Source organism: Geminicoccaceae bacterium, assembly GCA_020638465.1.
Taxonomy (GTDB): Bacteria; Pseudomonadota; Alphaproteobacteria; order Geminicoccales; family Geminicoccaceae; genus JAGREO01.
On record JACKIM010000003.1, the window covers coordinates 217,060 to 238,794 of the forward strand.

The 21,735-nt window shown below is 61.3% G+C and carries 18 protein-coding genes; 13 read left to right on the forward strand and 5 right to left on the reverse strand.

The genetic code is table 11. The annotated features are described in order from the left end of the window. Positions 1-194 precede the first annotated feature (194 nt). Complete coding sequence (locus tag H6851_20635; protein ID MCB9946013.1) at positions 195-1,199, reverse strand: NAD-dependent epimerase/dehydratase family protein; 1,005 nt, start codon at positions 1,197-1,199, stop codon at positions 195-197. Between the two features lie 57 nt (positions 1,200-1,256). Further along, positions 1,257-2,051, reverse strand: coding sequence for an acyltransferase (locus H6851_20640; GenBank protein MCB9946014.1), 795 nt, complete (start codon positions 2,049-2,051; stop codon positions 1,257-1,259). Positions 2,052-2,497: 446 nt separating this feature from the next. On the opposite strand from H6851_20640, the gene H6851_20645 reads away from it, so the two are divergent. The 9 genes from H6851_20645 to H6851_20685 all read left to right on the forward strand — a co-directional run bounded on the left by H6851_20645 (position 2,498) and on the right by H6851_20685 (position 13,325). Further along, on the forward strand, positions 2,498-3,307 hold the full coding sequence (locus H6851_20645; GenBank protein MCB9946015.1) for a class I SAM-dependent methyltransferase: 810 nt from the start codon (positions 2,498-2,500) through the stop codon (positions 3,305-3,307). 106 nt (positions 3,308-3,413) lie between these two features. Further along, on the forward strand, positions 3,414-5,153 hold the full coding sequence (locus H6851_20650; GenBank protein ID MCB9946016.1) for a glycerol-3-phosphate dehydrogenase/oxidase: 1,740 nt from the start codon (positions 3,414-3,416) through the stop codon (positions 5,151-5,153). Further along, complete coding sequence (locus tag H6851_20655) at positions 5,134-6,285, forward strand: glycosyltransferase family 4 protein (GenBank protein MCB9946017.1); 1,152 nt, start codon at positions 5,134-5,136, stop codon at positions 6,283-6,285. The genes H6851_20650 and H6851_20655 overlap by 20 nt, the downstream gene beginning before the upstream one ends. Before the next feature lie 195 nt (positions 6,286-6,480). Beyond that, on the forward strand, positions 6,481-7,371 hold the full coding sequence (locus H6851_20660; protein MCB9946018.1) for a sulfotransferase: 891 nt from the start codon (positions 6,481-6,483) through the stop codon (positions 7,369-7,371). Continuing rightward, positions 7,368-8,306, forward strand: a complete 939-nt coding sequence (locus H6851_20665) for a flippase-like domain-containing protein (GenBank protein MCB9946019.1) — start codon at positions 7,368-7,370, stop codon at positions 8,304-8,306. The genes H6851_20660 and H6851_20665 overlap by 4 nt, the downstream gene beginning before the upstream one ends. A gap of 249 nt (positions 8,307-8,555) precedes the next feature. Beyond that, positions 8,556-9,734, forward strand: a complete 1,179-nt coding sequence (locus tag H6851_20670) for a low temperature requirement protein A (protein ID MCB9946020.1) — start codon at positions 8,556-8,558, stop codon at positions 9,732-9,734. Between the two features lie 6 nt (positions 9,735-9,740). After that, entirely contained in the window at positions 9,741-10,703 is a 963-nt protein-coding gene (locus H6851_20675) for an ion transporter (protein MCB9946021.1), read from the forward strand. A 739-nt stretch (positions 10,704-11,442) separates the two neighbouring features. Then, complete coding sequence (locus tag H6851_20680) at positions 11,443-12,330, forward strand: sugar phosphate isomerase/epimerase (protein MCB9946022.1); 888 nt, start codon at positions 11,443-11,445, stop codon at positions 12,328-12,330. Beyond that, positions 12,327-13,325 (forward strand): Gfo/Idh/MocA family oxidoreductase, encoded by a 999-nt coding sequence (locus H6851_20685; protein MCB9946023.1) that lies wholly within the window; start codon positions 12,327-12,329, stop codon positions 13,323-13,325. Before H6851_20680 ends, H6851_20685 begins: the two co-directional genes overlap by 4 nt. A 9-nt stretch (positions 13,326-13,334) precedes the next feature. On the opposite strand, the gene H6851_20690 is transcribed toward H6851_20685, so the two are convergent. From H6851_20690 to H6851_20700, 3 genes are read right to left on the reverse strand one after another with little or no spacing between them, the layout of a single operon-like run. Beyond that, a complete protein-coding gene (locus H6851_20690) occupies positions 13,335-14,786 on the reverse strand; it encodes a glycerol kinase (protein ID MCB9946024.1) in 1,452 nt (483 codons plus the stop codon). Then, positions 14,783-16,036 carry an FAD-dependent oxidoreductase gene (locus H6851_20695; protein MCB9946025.1) on the reverse strand — a complete coding sequence of 418 codons (1,254 nt, stop codon included), beginning with the start codon at positions 16,034-16,036 and terminating at the stop codon, positions 14,783-14,785. The genes H6851_20690 and H6851_20695 overlap by 4 nt, the downstream gene beginning before the upstream one ends. After that, on the reverse strand, positions 16,033-17,451 hold the full coding sequence (locus H6851_20700; protein MCB9946026.1) for an NAD(P)/FAD-dependent oxidoreductase: 1,419 nt from the start codon (positions 17,449-17,451) through the stop codon (positions 16,033-16,035). The genes H6851_20695 and H6851_20700 overlap by 4 nt, the downstream gene beginning before the upstream one ends. Positions 17,452-17,657: 206 nt before the next feature. Here H6851_20700 and H6851_20705 point away from each other — a divergent pair, with 206 nt between their 5' ends. The 4 genes from H6851_20705 to dctP all read left to right on the forward strand — a co-directional run bounded on the left by H6851_20705 (position 17,658) and on the right by dctP (position 21,455). After that, on the forward strand, positions 17,658-18,413 hold the full coding sequence (locus H6851_20705) for a DeoR/GlpR transcriptional regulator (GenBank protein MCB9946027.1): 756 nt from the start codon (positions 17,658-17,660) through the stop codon (positions 18,411-18,413). A gap of 32 nt (positions 18,414-18,445) precedes the next feature. Then, positions 18,446-18,970, forward strand: coding sequence for a TRAP transporter small permease subunit (locus tag H6851_20710; protein ID MCB9946028.1), 525 nt, complete (start codon positions 18,446-18,448; stop codon positions 18,968-18,970). Further along, positions 18,967-20,289 carry a TRAP transporter large permease subunit gene (locus H6851_20715; GenBank protein ID MCB9946029.1) on the forward strand — a complete coding sequence of 441 codons (1,323 nt, stop codon included), beginning with the start codon at positions 18,967-18,969 and terminating at the stop codon, positions 20,287-20,289. The genes H6851_20710 and H6851_20715 overlap by 4 nt, the downstream gene beginning before the upstream one ends. Positions 20,290-20,363: 74 nt before the next feature. Next, the gene (gene dctP, locus H6851_20720; GenBank protein ID MCB9946030.1) at positions 20,364-21,455 is read left to right on the forward strand and encodes a TRAP transporter substrate-binding protein DctP; all 1,092 of its coding nucleotides are present in this window, start codon (positions 20,364-20,366) and stop codon (positions 21,453-21,455) included. Positions 21,456-21,735 lie beyond the last annotated feature (280 nt).

Genomic DNA, 21,735 nt, shown 5'->3' on the forward strand with positions numbered 1-21,735 from the left:
TAAAACGTGCTGGCAAGGCAACAGCATGCAACGGCCCGATCCGGGAAACCGGATCAGCGCCGGAATGCAGCGCACAACGGCATATTGATCTCAGCAATGCGCGAACGCGATGAGGATCATGGTACGGACAGGAACTGCCCGGCATCGGGACAAAATCCCGGGCGCGACAAAATCCCGAATCTAACTATCCGAAATTAAAGCATTCCTCGCGCGCGATACCATGCGGCCGTCTGCTCAAGGCCGTCGCGCATGCCGATCTTCGGCACATAGCCGAGCTCGTTGCGGGCCTTGCCGATGTCGTAACGGCGGTTGTTGATGAAGAAATCCACCCGGCGCCGGTAGATCGGCGGGTTGATGCCGAATGGCCGACAGATGATCTCGCAGAGATGCCCGAGCAGCCGAACCGGTTGTGCGGGGATCCTGATGGTCTTCTGATCCTTCCGCTCCAGCACATCGGCAAGCGTTGCGATCAACTCGTTGAGGGACGGTTGCTCCGCACCGCCGATGATATAGGCCTCGCCGGCCTTGCCGTGGCCGGTCGCCGCCAGCAGGAAAGCCTGAGCAAGGTCATCGACATGCACAAGATGATACCCCGCGCTGCCATCGCCGAGCATGACCAGGCGCCGTTTCCCGGCCATCCTGAACAACTTGAGAAGCCGGGTGTCGCCGGGACCGTAGATCGGTGTCGGTCGGAGGACGACCGTATCCACGCCGATCTCGCGGCCATACACACGGGCGATGCGGTCGCCTTCGGCCTTGGTGACCTCGTAGATGCCATCGGGAATGACGGGAGAGGCTTCAGTGGCCGGGGCGCCGGTGACGTTGCCGTGGATCCCGACCGTGCTGCAATGGACGACCCGGCGAACGCGGTGTCGCTTTGCTGCATCCAGCAACAGTCTCACTGCGTCGACATTGATCTGACGGTAACGATCGTCGGAAAGATTGGGCTCCCGGAAAGTGCCCGCGATTCCGAGGGCGCAGTCGACGCCGTCGACGGCCTTGTCCATCACCGCCGGATCGGTGATATCGCCGGTCACGATGTCGGTCACGCCGCCCAAGCCCACGGCGGCGAGCTTTGAGGGATCGCGAACGAGGACGCGCACATCATGCCCGTCGCCGATCAGCTTCCGTGCTACCGCCGAGCCCACGAAGCCGGTGGCGCCGGTGACGAGAACTTTCATCCGGACCTCTTCTGTCATGTCATTGCCTGCACATGGAAGGGAAGGGGAGTTCGGCTTCCCTTCCATGTGCGCCCGCTACATCCTGCGCGTGCGAAGCACCCGGGCAGGATTGCCAGCTGCGACGGAATAGGGCGGAATGCTCCTGTTGACAACGCTTCCGGCACCAATGACTGCGGCCTCGCCGATTTCGGCGCCGTCGAGCACGATGCAACCCATGCCGAACAGGCAACGGTCATGGATCCGGATCGGCCCCCTGGTGAAGCGCGCCTGGGCCCTTTGAGCCTGGTCGCCATCGGCGTCCTGTGGCGTGTCGTCGGCGTCGATCTGGAAAACGCCGCCACTGATCTTTGCTCCACCTCCGATGACGACTTCCTTGCCGATATAGGTGCCACCCTGGGAATGAACGATGCTCGAACTGCCGATGTCGCTATCGTCGCCGATATGCACCGGGCCGATCTTGGCCTGCACCATCACATCTCGGCTCAGGATGACCCGGGCGCCGATGACCACGCCTTCATGGCCGGCACCGCGCCCGTCGATGACGCATCCGTCGTCGAGAATGGTCTGGTCGCCGATCGATATGGACCGGCCATTGCGAATCACGAGGTCGCAGCCGAAAATCACGCCCCGCCCGCAATGTCTGAACAGCCTGGGATAGAAGATCCTGCGCAGGCCGAACCCCAGAGCGCCGGGGAGGCGGCCGAATAGCGTTGTGATGACCTCATGGATCAGGAGATCCCGATAGCTCGCGTCAACTCCCACCACCAGATCGGCGTAACGACGCAATGTCGACTTGTTTCCATCGAAAAGCTTGCCGCGTATGAATTCCTGCTCTTCGAGGGGCGATATTTCGGGGTCCGGTCCGGTCATAAGGGGCGTCGATCTCCATGCTGTCGGTCGCAGGGCCTTTCATCTCCCGATGACGGATATCATTTTGATCAATCTTCAGCTGAACAAGAGAAGAAAAATACACGCACAGATAGACAAAGGCCGATTTGACAACTAGTACCCACCCGACCTCCGCGCAATAGGGCGCGACATACGTGGTTGTGCGCAGGGGAATTTGCCGCAAGATTCGCCATGTTTGATTCTTGCGCCGGATAGGCTACCTGAGGGGCCACCATTCCCCGAATTGGCAAGGTGCAGATGTGGAATTTCGCTTCAGGCAGGATGAGCGGCGCTAATGTTCGCCTTTGCATACCTGGCGTGCCGATACGGGAGGCATATGCCGTTGCGCTCGAAGGGGTCGGCGCGCATTGTGCGGTGCGCCATGGCGAAAAACACGACCTTCCCACGACAGCCGAAGTGAGCGACACATGAACCAGGCGGCTTCGCTATCCGCGCATCACCTGCAGGCAGATCGCAAGTCCAATGCCGCAGCCAGGGTCGACGAACTGGCCAACATGGAGCTTGCCGCATGGTCCGAGCCGTTCGACTCCTTCTGGGAGGGGCCGGAGCACGACTTCGAGAGCGGGTATGGCAAGTTCTACCAGTTCTACAAGGTGAACTACCTGCCGCATGTGCCGGACAACCGGGACGCGCGCATTCTCGTGATTTCGTGCGGACCCGGCTATTTTGTCGAGATGCTGGCGAAGAACGGCTATCGGGATGTCGTCGGCATCGATTCCTTCGAGTCGAAGGTCGCGCATGCGCGGACCCACGATCTCGACTGCCGGCTTGAACGGGCGTTCCCCTTCGTCGCCCGGCATGAAGCCCATTTTGACGTCATCGTGTGCGAGCAGGAACTCAACCATCTCACCAAGGACGAGATGCGGGGCTTCCTCGAACTGGTCTACCGCGCGCTCAAGCCCGGCGGCCGCCTCATCTGCCACGGTCTCAACGGCGCCAATCCGATCACCGGACCCGAGGCGCTCGCGCAGAACATCGATCACTTCAACACGTTCACGGAATATTCGCTCCGCCAGATGCTGGATGGGGCGGGCTTCAAGGGGAGCAAGGTCTTTCCCCTGCACCTGTATGTTTTCTACAGGAACCCGATGAACTATGTCGCGTGGGGAATTTCCTCGGTCTTCCACATGTTCTTCAGGGCCTGCTTCGTTCTCTATGGAAAGCACAACAAGCTGTTCACCAAGAAGATCGCCGCTCATGCCGACAAGCCGGCGTGACCCGGGATTGCGGCGATGCCACAGCACCAGCCATCGGTCGCCATCCGATTGAACGCAGGATCGGGTCCTTCCCAGCCATGACTGAATCGACCGGGCCATCATCCCAGTGAAACGCCAAGTTGAACACCTGGAAGGTGAGAAATTCGACCTCGTCGTCATCGGTGGCGGTATCTTCGGTGCCTGTGTGGCATGGGACGCGGTTCTTCGTGGCATGCGGGTGGCCATGGTCGAAAGGCAGGATTTCGGCGGCCAGACATCCGCGAACTGCTTCAAGATGGTGCACGGCGGCATTCGCTACATGCAGCATGCGGACATCGTCCGCATTCGTGAATCCTGCCATGAGCGGCGTGCGCTGCTGCGGATCGCGCCGCATCTGGTTCAGCCTCTACCGATAGCGATACCCACATACGGGCATGGAATGAATGGCAAGCTGCTTCTGGCTGCCGGCATGTGGGGATATGACCTGCTCACCTGCGATCGCAACCGGGGGATTGCCGACCCCGGGCGTCATGTTCCCTTCGGGTATTTTCTATCCCGCGATGACATTCTCAAGTCCTTTCCCGATCTGCACGGGGATGGGCTGACCGGTGCGGCGGTGTTTCACGACGCGCAAATGTACAGTCCGGCGCGGCTGGTGCTTGCGTTCATCCGATCGGCGGTCGATCGCGGCGTGGTTGCGTGCAACTATGTCGAAGCGGGCGATCTCGTCGTGGAGAATGGACGGGTCCGTGGCCTGAACTGCCGCGATCTCCTTTGCGGCGAGTCGTTCACGATTCATGCCGATGCGGTGATCAATGCCACTGGTGGATATTCGGAAAGCCTGTTCCGCCGCTGGTTCGAGCCCGACCGTACGGGGAAGAGGACCTATTCCCGCGATGCCTGTTTCGTCGTCGATCGCCGCTTCGAATCGCCGATGGCCATAGCGCTCATGGGGCAGAGCCGGGACAGCGATGCGGTCCTGGCGCGCGAGGGGCGTCACCTTTTCATCTCTCCGTGGCGCGATGCCTCGCTGATCGGGGTCTGGCACAAGGTCCACGAGGGCGACCCACGGGATTTGCAGGTCGAAGACCGCGAAATCGAAACCTTCATCGACGAAATCAATGGCACGTATACCGGTCTGGACATCAGGCCGGACGAGGTGAGGCTCTGGCATTCCGGGTTGCTTCCCTTCGGCGATGCCAGGGACAGCGGCCGGGAACTCAGTTACGGCAAGCGTTCCATCTTCATCGATCACGGGCGCGAGCACGGTATTGGCGGGCTGGTGTCGGTGATCGGCATTCGCTACACCATGGGCAGGGGGGATGCGGCCCGTGCGGTGGACATGCTGCTGGCCGGTCAGGGTAAACGGACGCATCGGCCGGCAACCGACCGAATCGCCATTCACGGGGGGGAGGTCGAGGTGTTCGAGGATCTCGTCACGGAAATTCACCGCAGTGATGGCCTCCCTTCGGGCGGTGCGGTCGCGCGCGCGCTCGCCCACAATCATGGTTCGGCCTATCGCGGCGTGCTCGCCCACGCACGGAACACTCCTGCGATGCTGCAGCCGATCACCGGTACGGACGTCCTCGGCGTCGAGGTGCTGCATGCCATTCGCGACGAGATGGCCGTCAACCTGGCGGATATCGTTTTTCGTCGAACGGATCTTGCAACCGCAGGTCATCCGGGAGACGAGGCCCTTCGCATGGCGGCGGTCATCGCCGGACGAGAACTCGGCTGGAATGACGGGAAGGTACAAGAAGAGATTGATGGAGTCATGGATTGCTTCCCCGGATTTCCGAGAAGTTCGGGCCGTTTCCCCTCCGATCCATTGAATGCAGAGCTGACTCATGAAGATTCTGTTCTGTAATTATGAATACCCTCCTTTAGGTGGAGGTGGCGGGGTCATCAATGCACTGCTCGCCGAAGAGCTGGCCAAGCGGCACGACGTCTCGGTGATCACTTCGCGGTGCCTCGACCTGTCGCCGGAGGAGACCCGGAACGGCGTGCGCATCATGCGCGTCCCGGTCCCCTTCAGGAGACATATGGCTGCGGCAAATATTCCTTCGCTCGTGGCATTCGTTGCCCAGGGCATCCGGTATGGCCGCGATATCGTGCGCAGGGAACGCCCCGACATCATCAACACCCATTTTGCCCTGCCTTCGGGACCTGTTGGCGACGTTCTCGCGCAGGAGATCGGTTGCCCCAACATACTTTCCGTTCACGGCGGCGATCTCTATGATCCCAGCCGCTGGACCTCACCGCACAAGCACTGGTTACTGCGCAAATGGATCGCCCACCTGATGCGCAAGGCTGATCGTGTCGTCGGACAGTCCGCGGACACCGTGCGGCGTGCCCATACCTATTACGTTCCCGGATTGAAGACCGACCAGATCCCCCTGGGAATTGCACGACCGCCGCGGATCGACGCCGATCGCAAGGATTGGGGTTTCGGTGACGAGGATGTCATCCTGGTCACGGTCGGACGACTCGTTGGACGCAAGTCGATCGATCAGCTCATCGAAATGATGCCGCACCTGCCCGAAGGCGTGCGCCTGATGATTGTCGGCGATGGCCCGATGCGGCCCGAGCTCCAGGCACTGAGCGAGAGCCTCGGCATCAATCATCGGGTTCGTTTCATGGGGTCGGTGAGCGAACTGGACAAGTTCCGTCTCCTGAAGGTTTCCGACGTCTTCGTTTCGACAAGCCAGCATGAGGGGTTCGGTCTCGTTTTCCTCGAGGCGATGGCATCGAACCTGCCGGTTGTATCGTACGACAAGGGAGGACAGACGGACTTCCTTGAAGACGGGGTCACGGGCCGGCTGATCCGTGTCGGGCAGCGCGAGACCTTCAAGAAGGCACTGCTGGACCTGCTGGCCGATCCCGGGCGATACAAGGCGATGGCCCGCCGCAATCAGGAGATTGTCGAGGCCTTCTACATCGAGCACTGTGCACGGCAATATGAAGAACTCTTCGAGGCGACACTCGAAGGCAGACAGTAATGGCGCATTGCTGCGTTTCATGTATATCCACCGTGCAGGGGCGCGCGAATGCCGGCTCGGCAAGTCGAGGTTGCGCTTCAGGTGGCAGGATTGATTCTTTTTCCACCATCTTCATCCTTCGGTTCCGATTGCGGTTCGAACGCGCCAATCGCAATTGTCGTTGACACAATATCCAAATCCGCCCGGTCCTGAGAAATGCCCCAGAAGAACAATGTCGACTTCATCTATATTGGCGGTCCGCGGTGCGGATCGACATGGCTGGCCGCAATTCTGGCCGATCATCCCGGCATTTTCGTGCCACCGAGCAAGGAAGTCCATTTCTTCAACGACAGGATGCCTTATGACTTCGAGTATCGTTATCCCCATGGGATAGAATACTATCGCGAATTCTTTGCAGATGCCAAAGAGGGTCAGAAGATCGGGGATCTTTCACCTTTCTATTTTCTCGATCCGAATGCGGCGTGGCGCATCCATCATCACTTTCCCCATGTGAAGCTGATCGCCTTTTTGCGCGATCCTGTTGACATGCTCTATTCCCTCTATCTCCTGCTGCGGCAACGCGAAAGACGCGAGGCGACGTTCGAGCGCGAACTGGAAGTGCATCCGGAGCTCATCGACCTGTGCCGCTACGACCGGCTATTGCAGCCCTTCCACGATCTTTTCGACGCGGAGAATATCCTCGTCCTGATTCAAGATGACATCAAGGCCGACCCGAAGGCCGTTGCCCGCCGGGTCTATGACTTTCTCGGCGTCGATCCGCAGTTCGACCCGCCCTCGCTCGACAAGGCCTTCAATCTTGCCGTGGAGACGAAGCCGACGGCCGTAGGCCAGTCACGGGGGCTCGCGATCCGGTTGTTGAACCGGCCATTCCTGCGACCCGTGAAGGACTGGCTCGTCAAGCGTGGCGCGAAAGATATTCGCCGCTTCCATCAGGAAGAGCAGTTCAGCGACCAGCGCTATCGCGGACCGTCACCGGAAATCCGCGCCCAGTTGGGCACATTTCTCCAGCCCGACCTTGAGCGGCTGGAACGGAGAATCGGCCGGGATCTCGGCAACTGGCGAACCTACCGAAAGCGGGAGGCGTGAAACACGTCGTCCGGCTTGCCAAGCTGGCCCTTGCGGCGGCGATCATCCTGGTTCTTGTCCGCTCGCTCGACCTGGGGGCGGCGTTGGAGGCGCTCAAGCATGCCTCGCCGGCATGGGTTGCGGCCGCTGTTGCCCTCAACGGGGCGGGGATCGTGTTTTCGGCGTTTCGCTGGCACCGGCTGGCACGGATCCTTGCTCCCGACATCAGGTATCCCGATGCGATCCGGTTCTACTGGATAGGCTCGTTCTTCAGCACAGTGCTGCCATCCAGCATAGGCGGCGACGCCGTGCGGACCGCGTTGGCCAGGAAAAGCGGCTCGGTCGAGGCGATCCTGACGAGCGTGGTGATGGAGCGGGCGACGGGCCTGCTGATGGTCATGGTCATCGGCGCTGTCGGTCTGCTGATCTTTCCCGGTGCCGACCAGCGCATACCGATGTATCACCTGCTCCTTGTGGTCCTCATCGCCGCGGCGGTCCTGGGCCCGGTGATGCTTTTCGCCGGTGCCGGCTGGCTCGATCGCCGCATCGGCAGCATGAGTGGCTCGAAACCCGTCGTGACGGCGATTCTCGCCAAGCTGGCCATGGTGGCGAGAAGTACGCTGGCCTATCGCCGGTCGCTTCCGGTCCTGCTTGAAACCTGTGGCCTGTCGCTGGTCTTCTACCTCCTCGTGTTCATGATGCAGGCGGCGTTCATCATGGCCGTCGGTGGCAATGTCAGCCCGATGGGAGTGCTGGTGGCCGCCCCCGTGGTGCTGCTGGTCTCGGCACTGCCGATCTCGATTAACGGCATCGGTGTCAGCGAGGGGGCCTTCGTCCTGTTCTACGCGCAAGTGGGTGTGGATCCGGATGCAGCTTTTGCGGCCGCGATCCTGCGGCGGATCGTCATCACTCTGGTCGCTTCCTTCGGAGCGTTCTTCTGGATTCGCCAAAAGTAGCATTCCTCCCTTCAAGCCCATTCCCGCATGTGCGGACATGAGCCGGGTGATGACAACCTCAAGTGAAGATGTTCCTGAGAGGCGGGAGGAAGCGGTCGTGCGGTCCGCGGATCGCCATCGGCAGCGACCGATGAACGGACAGGTTCAAAAACGCCCGTTGCGCCACTATTCTCGGCGCACCGGCGAGATCGGCACCCGCCGGATAATCACGTGTTGGAGGAACGGCGCTTGGCACGAGAAGATCATCCCATGTGGCGCGGTCCACGCCATCATTTCGACAGCGACCATACCAGCGACCATGTCCACTGGGTCGAGTTGTTCTACGATCTGATCCATGTCGTGACGATCTTCCTGTTGGGAAATTACCTGAGTCATCACTCGGGGCCTGGAGGCTTCGTCGTCTTTGCCGGGCTGTTCGTCGCGATCTGGTCCGCCTGGTCCGATTCGAGCGTGTTCGCTTCACTCTACGTCAGCACCGACTGGGTGCACCGTGTAACGATGGCCCTGCAGATCTGCACGGCCATGTTCGTTGCGGCGTCGATACCGAACATTCCGGGAGCCGGCTGGCCGATTTTCGCCGTGGCCTTTGGCGCCAATCGCGCGATCACCGCCTTTCTCTATTGGCGGGCGATCTGCGTGGGAGCCGAGACGACTTCGCTGGCGTACGAAATGGCGCGGAATTTCGGTGTGCTGGCGATAATCTTCGTCATATCGGGATTTCTGCCGCTGCCTTACGGGTACCTGCTGTTCGCGGCAGGTATCGTCTCGATCCAGTTGCTCTACATGCTGCCAAAGGTTGGGGTGCTGCGGCATGAGCGGTTTCGCCCACGACTGGGGCATATCGCTGAACGTATGGCGTTGCTGGTTCTCATCGTGCTCGGCGAAGGCTTCTTCAAGCTGGTGATCACCCTTTCGGAGAAGGGTATCTACAAGGCAGCGCCCGACGTGCTGATCAATTTCGTCATGGGTGGATTCTCGATCTTCCTGCTCTGCTGGACGTATTTCGACTTTGTCGGAAATGCCAAAGTGAAGGTTCTCTCCATTGGTGAAATGGTCCGCTGGTGGCTGGCCCATCTCATATTGATGATGGGGGGCGTGATGATCGGGGTGGCGCTGGCAGGCGAGGTCAAGGTCGGATTCCTCGAACCCTATCCCATCGAATATGGCTGGCTCGGCGGTGTGGGGCTCGCGATCTTCCTGCTGGCGCTCATGGTCATCCAGAATGCCGTCGAGCCTCGACTGGCGCATCGGTATGCCACCTGGCGACTGCGGCTTTTCGGGGCGGTCGTGTCATTGGTCATGGTCGGGGTCGTGCCCTTCGTGCCATCGCTCGTCGGTAATCTCCTGTGGTTCATCGCCATCGGCTCGCAGATCCTGATGCCGTTGATGTGGGGCTATCGCGATCTCGTTCTGAAAAAGGCGGGCTAGCCGGCCATGCGCCAGATAGTCTACGCTTGGATGGAGCGGACGGATCACGGGCAGCCTGGTGCTCGCTGGTTGCAGATGGCGATCATCGCCCTGATCGCCATCAATGTCCTCGCGGTGACGCTTGAGACCGATCAGGATCTCTACAACGCCCACGCGCGGTGGTTTCACCTGTTCGATGTCATCTCCGTCGCGATCTTCTCGGTCGAGTACGCCATTCGCCTGTGGGTTTGTGTCGAGGCGCCGGAGGCTCAGGGGCACCGGTTTCCCCGGTTGCGCTACATGGTCACGCCGATGGCGGTGATCGATCTGCTGGCGATCCTGCCTTTCTACCTTACTGCGATCTTCCATGTCGATCTCCGCTTCCTGCGGGCTCTGCGACTGTTGCGGATTTTCAAGCTTACCCGCTATTCGACGACGATGACCATCTTGCTTGAGGTCTTCCGCGAAGAGGCGAGTACATTCTTTGCGAGTTTTTTCATCCTTTTCATCCTGCTGATCCTGACGGCCAGTGGCGCCTATCTTGTCGAGCACGAGGTACAGCCCGACAAGTTCGGCTCCGTCCCGATGGCCATGTGGTGGGCGGTGGTCACATTGACCACCGTGGGATATGGCGATGTCACGCCGATCACGGCTGCCGGCAAGGTCTTCGGTGCGTTCGCGACCGTCATCGGGGTGGGGATGGCCGCCATGCCCGCCGGCATTCTCGCCAGCGGGCTTGCCGATCATCTGCACCGACGCCGCGATTATCTGCGCAGCCGGTTCCGCATCGCCCTGGAGGACGGTTACATCGACCGGCAGGAGGGGGGTGAGATCGAGACGTTGCGCAAGCAGCTTGGCATCAGCCGCGAAACGGCGCGAATGATTCGCGAAGAAGTGCTGGAGCAGCATCGCTCCAATGCTCCCATGACGATGACCTGCCCGCACTGCAGCAGAACCTGCACCATCAATCCGAGGGAGGCGGTGAAGTGAACGACCCGACAGGACATGCCGATGACGGGCAATGACCGGGTCCGGCAGAACCGGACCCGGCAGAAGGAGAGTATGAAATGTCATGCAAAGGACAAATGCACCTCAGCAGGATCATCAGGGCCTTCGCATTCGTAAAAATTACGTTCCCGTGTCCTTCCCATTGCCGGGCATCGAACCGGCCGAACACGGTGGTTCTCAACCCCACTCGTTGAATTCCCTTACCCGGGGCATCGCATCCCAATAAGGAAAATCTTCGCTCAACAATAATACGAATGGGATAAAAACCTCAATATGAAGACATCATTATCAAATGTAAATTGGATATATCAACCAATAAAATTTAGTATTCATGTTTAAATTCCCCTAATTTTCAACAAAATCCATGCGAAAATTGGCATGAATATTTGTTGTTCTTCTTCAACCTGACGATTTTTCAACGCCGAGATTTTTAGATTTGGCCAGGATAATCCCTTTGTTCGAAATCATCTGCAAGCCACATCTTTGTTCTATTCCTTTCGCGGGAAAGCATGCGTGAAATATACGTGAATTAAAGAAAAGTTTAGGTAAATTTAATCCATGAGCTACCGCCGATGACCCATCGGAATTCCGGGCGGGATGCGGGCGCCAAAGGGTCGTGGTCCGCTATCCTTTGACGTTTTCTTGCGGATTTTGATGGGCTACACCGATTCGGACACGATTGACGGTGCCGGTTCCGGCCCGTGTCACAGGGGAGGGCGTCGTGAAGAATCCTGTCGGAATCATTTCGATGCAGTTTGTCCGTCCATTCACCATGGGTGATCTCGGGTTGTTTGAGCACGCCCGCAAGTTGGGTTTCGATTTTGTCGAACTGCTAGTGCCGGAACGCGAAGACGGGCTCGACCTGGCCGCCGTCCGCGCCGCCGCCGATGCCGCCGGACAATTCATCGTGCTTGCCGCGCGGGTCAATGCCGGGCGGTCCATTGCCAGCCTTGATGCGGATGCACGACGGGGCGGCGAGGAGTACCTGCGCTATACATTCGAGGTCGCGAACGCTCTCGGGGCGAGGATCGTCGGTGGTCCCGTCTACGGCGAGCCCCTGGTGTTTTCCGGGCGCGCACCCCAGGCGATGAGCGCCGAACAGATGCGCAGACGTCGCGATCACTGTGTCGAGGGACTTTCGCGCCTTGCGCCGCTGGCATCGGCAGCTGGTGTCGTCATGGCGCTCGAACCGCTCAACAGATTCGAAACGGACATGATCAGCACCACCCGGCAGGCGGTGGAGGTGGCCAGCCTGGTCGATCAGCCGGGGCTTGGCCTCCTGCTCGATACCTTCCACATGAACATGGAGGAGAGGTCGATCGCCGATGCCATACGTGAAGCCGGATCGTGGCTCGTCCATTTCCAGGCCAACGAGAACCACAGGGGCTTTCCGGGCACCGGCCATATCGACTGGACAGCGGTCATGCGCGCATTGTTCGATGTCGGGTACAACGGCCCGGTGTCGCTCGAACCGTTCCGGCGCAACGACGACCGGGCCGGCCTGCCGATCGCCTTCTGGCGGCCGCCGGAGGAGGATGAGGGGGACAGGCTGCGTGCGGCGGCGTCATTCGTCCGCTCGCAACTCACCATGGCGGAGTACCGTCAATGAGCCTGCGTCTGGGGTGGATCGGTTGCGGGCGGCATGCGCGGCGGATGCTGCTGCCGCAGATGGCATCGGCCGGCATGCGCGTGGAGGCGGTCTGCGATCGCGATCCTCTCAGCGCGGCAAAGGTTGCCGATGCCTATGGCATCGGGGCTGTATACAGCGACTATCGGCAACTCATGGGCCATCCCGGCCTTGACGCGGTCGGCATGGCGGTCGGGCCGGCGCTGCATGTCGAGGCCGGCTGTGCGGCTCTCGGACGGGGTTTGCCGGTCTTTGTCGAAAAGCCCCCTTCGGCGGATGCTGCCGGTGCGTCGAGACTTGCCGAAGCCTCGGCGCGCACCGGGCTGCCGGTCCTGCTGGGGTTCATGAAGCGCTATTCGACGGGCAACCGCATGGCGAAAGCGATTCTCGCAGGCGCAAAATTCGGCGAGGTCCTGGGAATTACCGCAACCTACATGACGGGACCGGCCTATTTTGCCGGCGAGCCGGACCACGACGGGTTCTACCTGCACCATTGTGTGCATTACATGGATCTCGTGCCGTGGCTTGCCGGTTCGGAGATGACGGACATGGCGATAAGACAAGTGGAGCCCGGACCGGGCCGCCTGCTGTTCCACCTGAATACCACTTTCGCCAGTGGTGCCATCGCGACCATCATCATGGGAACGGTGCAATCGCGGGGCAATCCGGTCGAACATCTCACCATCATGGGCGATCACCAGCGCATCGAGGTCGACAATGTGATCGACATCACCTGGTATCGCGATCCGCCCTTCAAGGCCGACGATCCCGACGCGATCCTGGATGATGCGTGCGATGCGCTGACCTGGAAGCCCAACTTCACGGCTGCAGCCAATGAGGACCACAAGGGATACCAGGCATTGCTCACCGATGTCGCGGTGGCCCTTCGCGGCGATATCAGTCCGGCACCGACGATTGCCGATGGGGTGCTGGCGATGCAGCGGCTCGAACGGATGCGGGCCTTGCTGGGGCATTGAAGGAGAGGTCTACGCGGAGCGATTTCCGGCCACGGACTTGCCGAATCGGGCCGTCATCTCGCGGGCCTGCGCGAACTGGGTCGCATATTCGCCAGGGAGCGGGGCAGGGGAGACGATCCTGCCCTTGACGGGCGCGTCGATGACCTGGCCGGCGCCTTCGGCGGCAAGCAGGGCGGTGCCCAGCGCAGTCAATTCCGATTGTTCCGAGACAATCAGTTCGCGTTCGAGGCAATTTGCGAGGAACTGGCAGAAATATCCGTTGGCGGACATTCCGCCATCGATGGAGATCGGGCCCTTCACCTCCTGGTGAAGGGCCATGGCCCCGATCACCTCGGCCATGCGAAAGGCGACGCCTTCCAGCAGCGCCTGAACCATGTCCCCCGGTCCTGTATCCAGTGCCAGGCCGAACCAGCTTCCGCGAGCATGCCGCTGCCAGTGCGGGCAGGCGAGGCCCGCCAGCGCGGGAACGAAGAACATTCCCCGGCTGCACGCCGGAGCGTTGGCGAACGTGGAAATATCGGCAAACGAGGAAAAAAGGCCCAGGTTGCGGGCCCAGTTCACGGCCGACGATGCACTGTATACACCTCCGTCAAGGGCATATTCCGTACTGGCGCCGGCCTTGCGCCAGGCAACGGTCGGCAGCGCTCCCCTGCCGTCGCCGCAGGCAGGTCCGTTGGTGAGGGCCAGCGCGAAGGCACCGGTGCCGAAGGTGATCTTCGCATCGCCCGGCTGTCGGCAACCGTGGCCATAAAGGGCTGCCTGCTGGTCCGTGACCATGGCCGAAAGTGGTATCATGCGGTCACCGCATTCGATCAGCCCCTGAATACCGGTGGTATCGACAATCTCCGGCAGGGTCTCGACGGGAACGCCGAAGACCTCGCAGAGCTGCGGGTCCCAGTCGCAGGAACGGAGGTTCATCAGGGAGGTTCTCGAAGCGGTGGAAACATCGGTGACGAACCGGCCTGCCAGCGAATCGAGGAAGAAGGCGTCGGTGGTGCCCATGCGCAGGCGTCCGGCTGCATGCAGGTCGCGCGCACGTTCGTTGTGGACAAGGATCCAGGCCAGCTTGGAGGCGGAGAAATACGGATCGAGCGGCAATCCCGCCCGACCGGCCACCAGCTCCGCGATCCCCGATGCTTCGAGCCGGGCGATGGTGTCACGGGTGCGATCATCCTGCCAGACGATGACAGGACCCACCGGTTGACGGGTGAGGGCATCCCACGCCAGGCAGCTTTCCCCCTGATTGTCGAGGCCGATGGCGGCGAGATCGTCGAGCCCTGCTGCAGCGTCGATGCAGGCCCGGACGTTGCGCAGGAGTTCGGCCGGATCATGCTCGACCCGACCGGGTGCCGGGTAGGATTGGGCATGGCTGAAACTGGCGATCGGGGTATATTGTCCCGCTTCGTCGAATGTCAGCGCGCGGGTACTGGTGGTGCCCTGATCGATGGCCAGAATTTTCATGCGACGCATTCCTCCACCGTCACCTCGACGACAGGGTACCCGTCGAGCGCGATGTCGGCGAGGGGCAGCAGGATGCGACGCTCGGGACGCGAGCGTAACGGACGACTGTATACAATCCGCCCGCCCGCTCGCATCACCAGATTCCCGACGACGGGACGGACAACGCGCAATTGCAGCGCATTCATCCGCAGACCGTCGAAGCTGCGGGTGAGCTCCGGCAACCTCTGCGGCATCGCGTATTTCAGGATGTCTCCGGTCAGGCGCAGGCGGCTCGCCGGCTCCGGGTCGGGCAGGCCACCCTCCAGCGACCGGGCGATCAGGCGTCCCGCGCGCCGCCCCTCGTTCCAGCTCCATCCGGCGGTTTCCACCGGTCGCAGGAGATTGCCAGCCGCGAAAAAGGCGGGATCGCTGCAACGGAACCACGGATCGACTGCCGGTCCGCCGGTACGGCCATCGAATTCGAGGCTGCTTTCCCGAACGAGCGACGATTCGGGCAGAAATTCTCCCGAAACGACCACGCCGTCGGTCGCAAGGACATGCGTCGTACCGCCCGCATCGATGACCTCGACGTTGCTGACCCGCCGTGTTCCCCGAATGGCGCCAACCCTGTGCCGCAGCAGCAGCGGAACGCCCATGATGCGAGCGAGCGCGGCCACCGGCCAGCGGGCGGTTGCCGTGGCATGGGGCTCGATCATGGCCACCGGCCTGATACCGGCATGGCGGCAGGTCAGGAGGGCGGAAAAGGCAACCAGTTCACTGCCAAGGATCACCGGTCGCTCGAAGGGCCGCATCTTCTGCAGGTAGACCAGCCCCTGCAGGGCGCCGGTCGACATGATGCCGCCCGGCTTGGTGCCGCCGATCAATCGTGCCGCCCGGCTGCTCTCGCGCACGCCCGTCGCGAGCAGGACACGGTCGGCCTGTATGGAAGCCAGGCCGTTCCCGGTCGCGATATCGACCGTACCACCCGCATGGAGCTTCGTGACGGAGGTGGAGGGACGAATTTCGGCGCCTGCGGCATCGGCCCGGTCGGCCAGACGCCGTGCATAGTCCGGGCCGCGAAGTACGCGTTTCAGTTCGCGCATGCCGAAGGGATAGTGGCCGCAATGCCTGGGGATGCCGCCTGCTTCGGGCTCCCGATCGAGCACCACGACCTTTCCTGCGCCATTCGCGCGCAGTTCACGGGCGGCAGCGAGTCCAGCAGGCCCGCCGCCGACGATCAGCACGTCCACCCGCTCTACCGTTGCGTTCATGCCGGGGGCTCCGGTGCGCCGATCGGAACGGCAATCGGGCGGGCAAAGCGGTCCCTGGTCAGGGCAGCCAGCCCGGCGGAACAGTAGAACCCCTGACAGCGGCCCATGGTGACCCGGGTGCGTCGCTTGAGGCCGGCCAGGCTGCGGGCGGCAAGCGGCCCGCTCAGGGCATCTTCGATCTCCCGGCGGGTGACCATCTCGCAATGACAGACAATGCCGCCATGACCAGATTGCTGCCAGTCGCGCGGCGCCGGTTCGCAGATGGATCGCGGTCGTGGCCAGCGGATATCGGAGGACGGGGTGGTGTCGAGCCCCATCTGCATACAGAGGTCGTGGACATGCCGGGCAATTCCCAGGGCGGCACTGAGCCCGGTTGAACGAATGCCGCCAACCGTCACATACTGGCGATCGGCATGGGCCTTGATGCGATAGGCCTTGATCTCGCTGGCGGGACGCAGTCCGGCATAGACCGTGGTGATCCCATGGGAGGGGAGGTCGGGCAGGATTTCTGCCCCCCGCTTGCAGAGCGCCTGCAGGGCATTCCCGGTCACCTCCGCATTCTCCCGGTCGTCCTGTTCTTCGGCCGTCGGGCCGACCAGCAGATTGCCGAAAGCCGTCCGACAGACCACGACGCCCTTGGTAATTTCGGTCGGAACGGGCAGCAGGATATGGGTTGCCAGGGATGCTGCCGACTTGTCGAATATCACGAACTGGCCCTTGCGTGGCCGGATGACGAATTCGCTCGTTCCGGTCAGTCGTCGCTCGACGATATCGCCGAACAATCCGGCAGCATTGACGACGAAACGGGCGACCACGGGACCGTTGTCCGTGGTCAGTGTCCAGAAATCGCCATCAAACTCGCCCGAGCGGACCTCGCAGCCCCGAAGGAGGACGGCCCCCATCTCGATCGCTTGCAGGACATAGGCATAGGGCGCGGTCCAGGGGTCCATCAGGCTCTCGTCAGGGATCCGGAACCCGCTGCGGACCTGCGCCGAAAGATGCGGTTCCAGTCGAAGGATGCTGTCGCGGGAGAGCGGCTCGACATTGTCGATGCCATTGCCGCGCGCATGTTCCATCAGGTCATCGAGCCGCGCCTCCTCCTCCCGGTTCCATGCCAGCACCAGCGCGCCGCAGCGGATCAACGGCAGCCCGAGCCGTTCGTGGATGTCGAGATATTCGGCATGGCCGTCGCGGATACACCGCAGTTCAAGCGAATCCGCGGGGGCATCGAAACCTGTATGCAGGATGGCGCTGTTGCCCTTGGAGGCTCCGTCGAGGATGTCGTCCGCGCGTTCGAGGATGACGACGCGCGCGCCTTCGAGCGTCAGGCGTCGGGCGATGGCGCAACCCACCACACCGCTGCCGATGACGGCAACATCGAAACGATCACGACTTCCCCGCTGCGTGTTGTGCATCGATCCAGGAATGATGGCTGACCGGGACTTTGCCCGAATGGCTGAATTCGCTTCAACACCTGAGCCGAGTGTTGCGTGGAAATGCCCGAAAAGTCAATTACTGACATGATTGATGCCCGTATTCACAGAAAATTGACGCATTCGCCGTTGACAGATGCCCGAACGGGAGGATTAGCTGAAGCCAAGCTTTCGCGGAAGTCGAACGAATGAGGCGCAAGGACAGGCAGTCAAAGATAGCCGACACGGTCCGCAAGAGGGGAAAGATATCCTCTTTGGACCTTGCTGCCGAGTTGAACGTCTCGGTGGAGACCGTTCGTCGCGACCTTGTCGACCTGGCGGAGCGCGGGCTCGTCCAGAAGGTCCATGGTGGTGCAAAGCGGCCGCGGCTCTTCGAGGAAAGTTCGTTCAGCGAGCGGCTTGCGATCCATGAGAGCGGCAAGCGGCAGATCGCCCGCAAGCTGCTCTCGGTGATCGAGCCCGGCGATACGCTTTTCCTCGATACAGGCTCGACAACGTTGATGTGTGCCGAAACGCTGGTCGAACTGCAGAAGTTGACGATCATTACCAATTCGGTTGCGATAGCGCAGGTCTTCGCGCAGTCGCCGGGGACCGCCGATGTCTACCTGCTGGGAGGAGCCTTCCGTGCCGACAACCGTCAGACCGTGGGACCACTCGCAATCGACCAGGTGGGAGAATTCCGGGCCGATCACGCCGTTCTGGCGGTGGCGGCGATCGACGCGCAGGGCGGAGCCATGGATGCCGCGTTCGACGAGGCACGGGTGGCCCGGGCGATGATCGACAATGCGGGAAGTGTCGTGGTCCTCGCGGATGCATCCAAGATCGGGCGCAAGGCTGCCTTCCATGTCTGCGACCTGCGCGAGATCGACGTCTTTGTCAGTGACCGCGAGCCGACACCGGAACTCGCCCTCGCCCTGAACCATGCCGGAGCCGTCTGCCCATGAGTGATGCCGCTGCCGCCACGCCAGCCACGGCCATGGAGGAGGTGCTGCCACCTGCCGCCGCCCGCTATGTCCGTATCGTCGACATGATCAGCGACAGGGTGGGACTGGTCTCCATGTATCTCATCTACGCGATGGTGGGCATTCTGCTGCTCGATGCCATCACCCGCAATGTGCTGATGATCCCCCTGCACTGGTGCATCGAACTCGCCCAGTTCACTCTGGCGGCCTATTATTTTTCCGGCGGCCCGGTCACGTTGAAGAACGATGACCATGTGCGCATGGACTTGTTCTATTCGCGGCTTTCCGAACGGGGCAAGGCGCGGCTCGACCTCGTGACGGTCGGCTGCCTGCTGTTCTACCTCGTTGTGCTGTTCATCGGTTCCATTTCCAGTCTCGAATACGCGATTGCGACGAACGAGCGGCGCTTCTCGATGTGGAACCCGTCGATGATCCCCATCAAGTCACTGATGGTGGCGTGCATATTTCTCATGATTCTCCAGGCGATCTCGATGATTCTCAAGCATGTCGCCGTCCTGCGCGGGGCGCGCGTCTCATGAGTTACGAGATGATCGCGATCACGATGTTCGCGACGATGCTGGTGCTTCTGCTCACCGGGCAGCGGGTTTTCGCGGCCATCGGCTTCGTTGCCGCCGGCGCCGCGCTGTTGCTCTACGGGCAGGGCGCGATCGAGATGCCGTTCAATGCGGTGTTCAAGCTGTTCAACTGGTTCCCGATGCTGACCCTGCCCCTGTTCATCTACATGGGCTATATCCTGTCGGAATCGGGGATTGCCGAAGACCTCTACCGGATGTTGCACGTCTGGTTCGGGCGGGTCAGCGGCGGTCTGGCGGTGGGCACCATCTTCCTGATGGTGATCATCTCCGCGATGAACGGGCTGTCGGTGGCGGGCATGGCCATCGGTGCCACCATCGCCCTGCCGGAAATGTTGCGTCGTGGCTATGACAAGGTGCTGATTACCGGTGTCGTGCAGGGAGGTTCCTCACTCGGCATCCTCGTGCCTCCCAGCGTCGTGCTGGTCCTCTACGGGATGATCGCCCGGCAGCCGGTAAGCCAGCTCTGGCTGGCCGGGGTGTTCCCCGGCCTGATCATGGCGGGGCTCTTCGTCATCTATGTCATGATGCGCGCGAAGCTGAACCCGTCCCTGGCGCCACGGGTGTCCGACGAGGACCTGGCGATGCCGATGGGCGAAAAGCTCAAGCTGCTTCAAGCCGGCATCATTCCCTTCCTCATCTTCTTCCTGATGACGGGACTGTTCGTCATGGGATACACGAGCCTCGTCGAAAGTGCGGCGGTCGGTGCGTCCTCGGCAACTCTGGCCGCATGGATCAAGGGGCGCCTGTCCCTGCGCCTGATGCACGAGACTGCGCGCAAGACGCTGGCGATCTCGTGCATGTTCCTGTGGCTCATTCTCGCCGCCCTTGCGTTCGGCGCGGTATTCGACGGGATCGGTGCTGTCAGGGCGATCGAATCACTGTTCATCACCAACTGGGAACTGTCGCCATGGCAGGTGCTGATCATGATGCAGGTTTCCTTCATCGTCATGGGTATGTTCCTCGACGACACGGCGATGCTGGTGATCGTGGCGCCGCTGTATATTCCGCTGGTGAAGGTACTGCAGTTCGACCTGGTCTGGTTTGGCGTGCTGTACACGATGACCTGCCAGATCGCCTACATCACGCCGCCCTTCGGCTACAACCTGTTCCTGATGCGGGCCCTTGCGCCCCGGGAAATCAGCCTGGTGGACATCTATCGCTCGATCTGGCCATTCGTGGCGATGATGGTGGCGACGATCGTCCTGGTCATGCTGTTTCCGCAACTGGCGCTGTGGCTGCCGCAGACGGTGAGCGGCCGGTAGGAAGTGGCGGGAATTGCCGGGGGTCGACACCGGTAACCCCGCCGGACGACCCGATCAACAAAGGAGAGATCATCATGACAGGGATCATCAAGGCACCCGGGGACAATAATGCGGGAAGCCGCCGTTCCTTCATCAAGACGGCCGGTGTCGGCAGTGCTGCCGCTGCCGCTGCCGCCGGCTCGGTGATCGCTGCGCCGGCCATCGTCAGGGCCCAGGCACCGATCAAGTGGCGCCTGCAAAGCTATTCGGGCGCGCCGCTCGGTGCGCATGTCATCAAGCCGCATATCGATGCCTTCAACAAGGCGGCCAATGGCGAGATGGAGATCGAGCTGTATTACGCCGATCAGCTCGTCCCCACGGCAGAGCTGTTTCGAGCCCTGCAGAATGGCACGATCGATGCCGTTCAGTCGGACGATGCGACCATGGCGTCGCCGGCGGATGTCGGCGTCTTCGGTGGCTATTTTCCCTTCTCCTGCCGCTTCAGCCTCGATCTGCCGGTGATGTTCGAGCGCTATGGCCTCAAGGAGATCTGGAAGGAGGCCTATGACGAGATCGATGGTGTGGAATGGCTAAGCGCCGGTGCCTGGGACCCGCTGCATATCTTTACCCGCGAACCGATCAAGTCGCTGGCCGACATGAACGGCAAGCGCGTGTTCGGTGTGCCGACGGCCGGCCGTTTCCTGTCCCGCTACGGGCTCATCCCCGTCACCGTACCGTGGGATGATGTCGAGGTGGCGATCCAGACCGGAGAACTCGATGGTGTCGCCTGGTGCGGCTTCACCGAGGCGTACGAGGTGGGCTGGGCGGATGTCTGCTCTTACGCGCTCACCAACAATATCTGCGGCGCCTGGTGCGGTTCCTACTTCGCCAATACCGACAGCTGGGCGAAAGTTCCCGACCATCTCAAGCAACTCTTCCTCTCCACCGCGGACCAGTCGCACTACTACAGGCAGGTCTGGTATTGGGGCGGCGAGGCGCAGTTGAGGGTCACCGGCGACAAGATGGAACTGACGCGCATTCCGGAAGAGGAATGGGCCCAGGTCACGCGCGACGCCGAGGAATTCTGGGATGAGATCGCGGCAACCAGCGATCGCGCTGCCCGCGTCGTCCAGATCTACAAGGAATACACAAAGGTTCAGGAGGCCGCGGGCTTCCCCTATCGTTGAATCATTCGACCGGCCGGGACAGCTTCTCCCGGCCGGGTCATATCTGCGACATCAAGCATCGCGAGTACTCGATATCTTCCCAAGCGACAATAATTTTGCTTGAGCAACCCTGAGGATATGCTAGATCATGCTTTGTCTTTTATGGAAATCAGTATTACTGCATCCGACGGCTCATCTTGTCATGCCTGCCCGTATTCAGGCGGTTTGATCTGAGCGGCAGGAACTCCAGTTGATCCGGAATATTGGCAAGCGGTGATTGTAGCTCCCGTTCTGGAGGTCT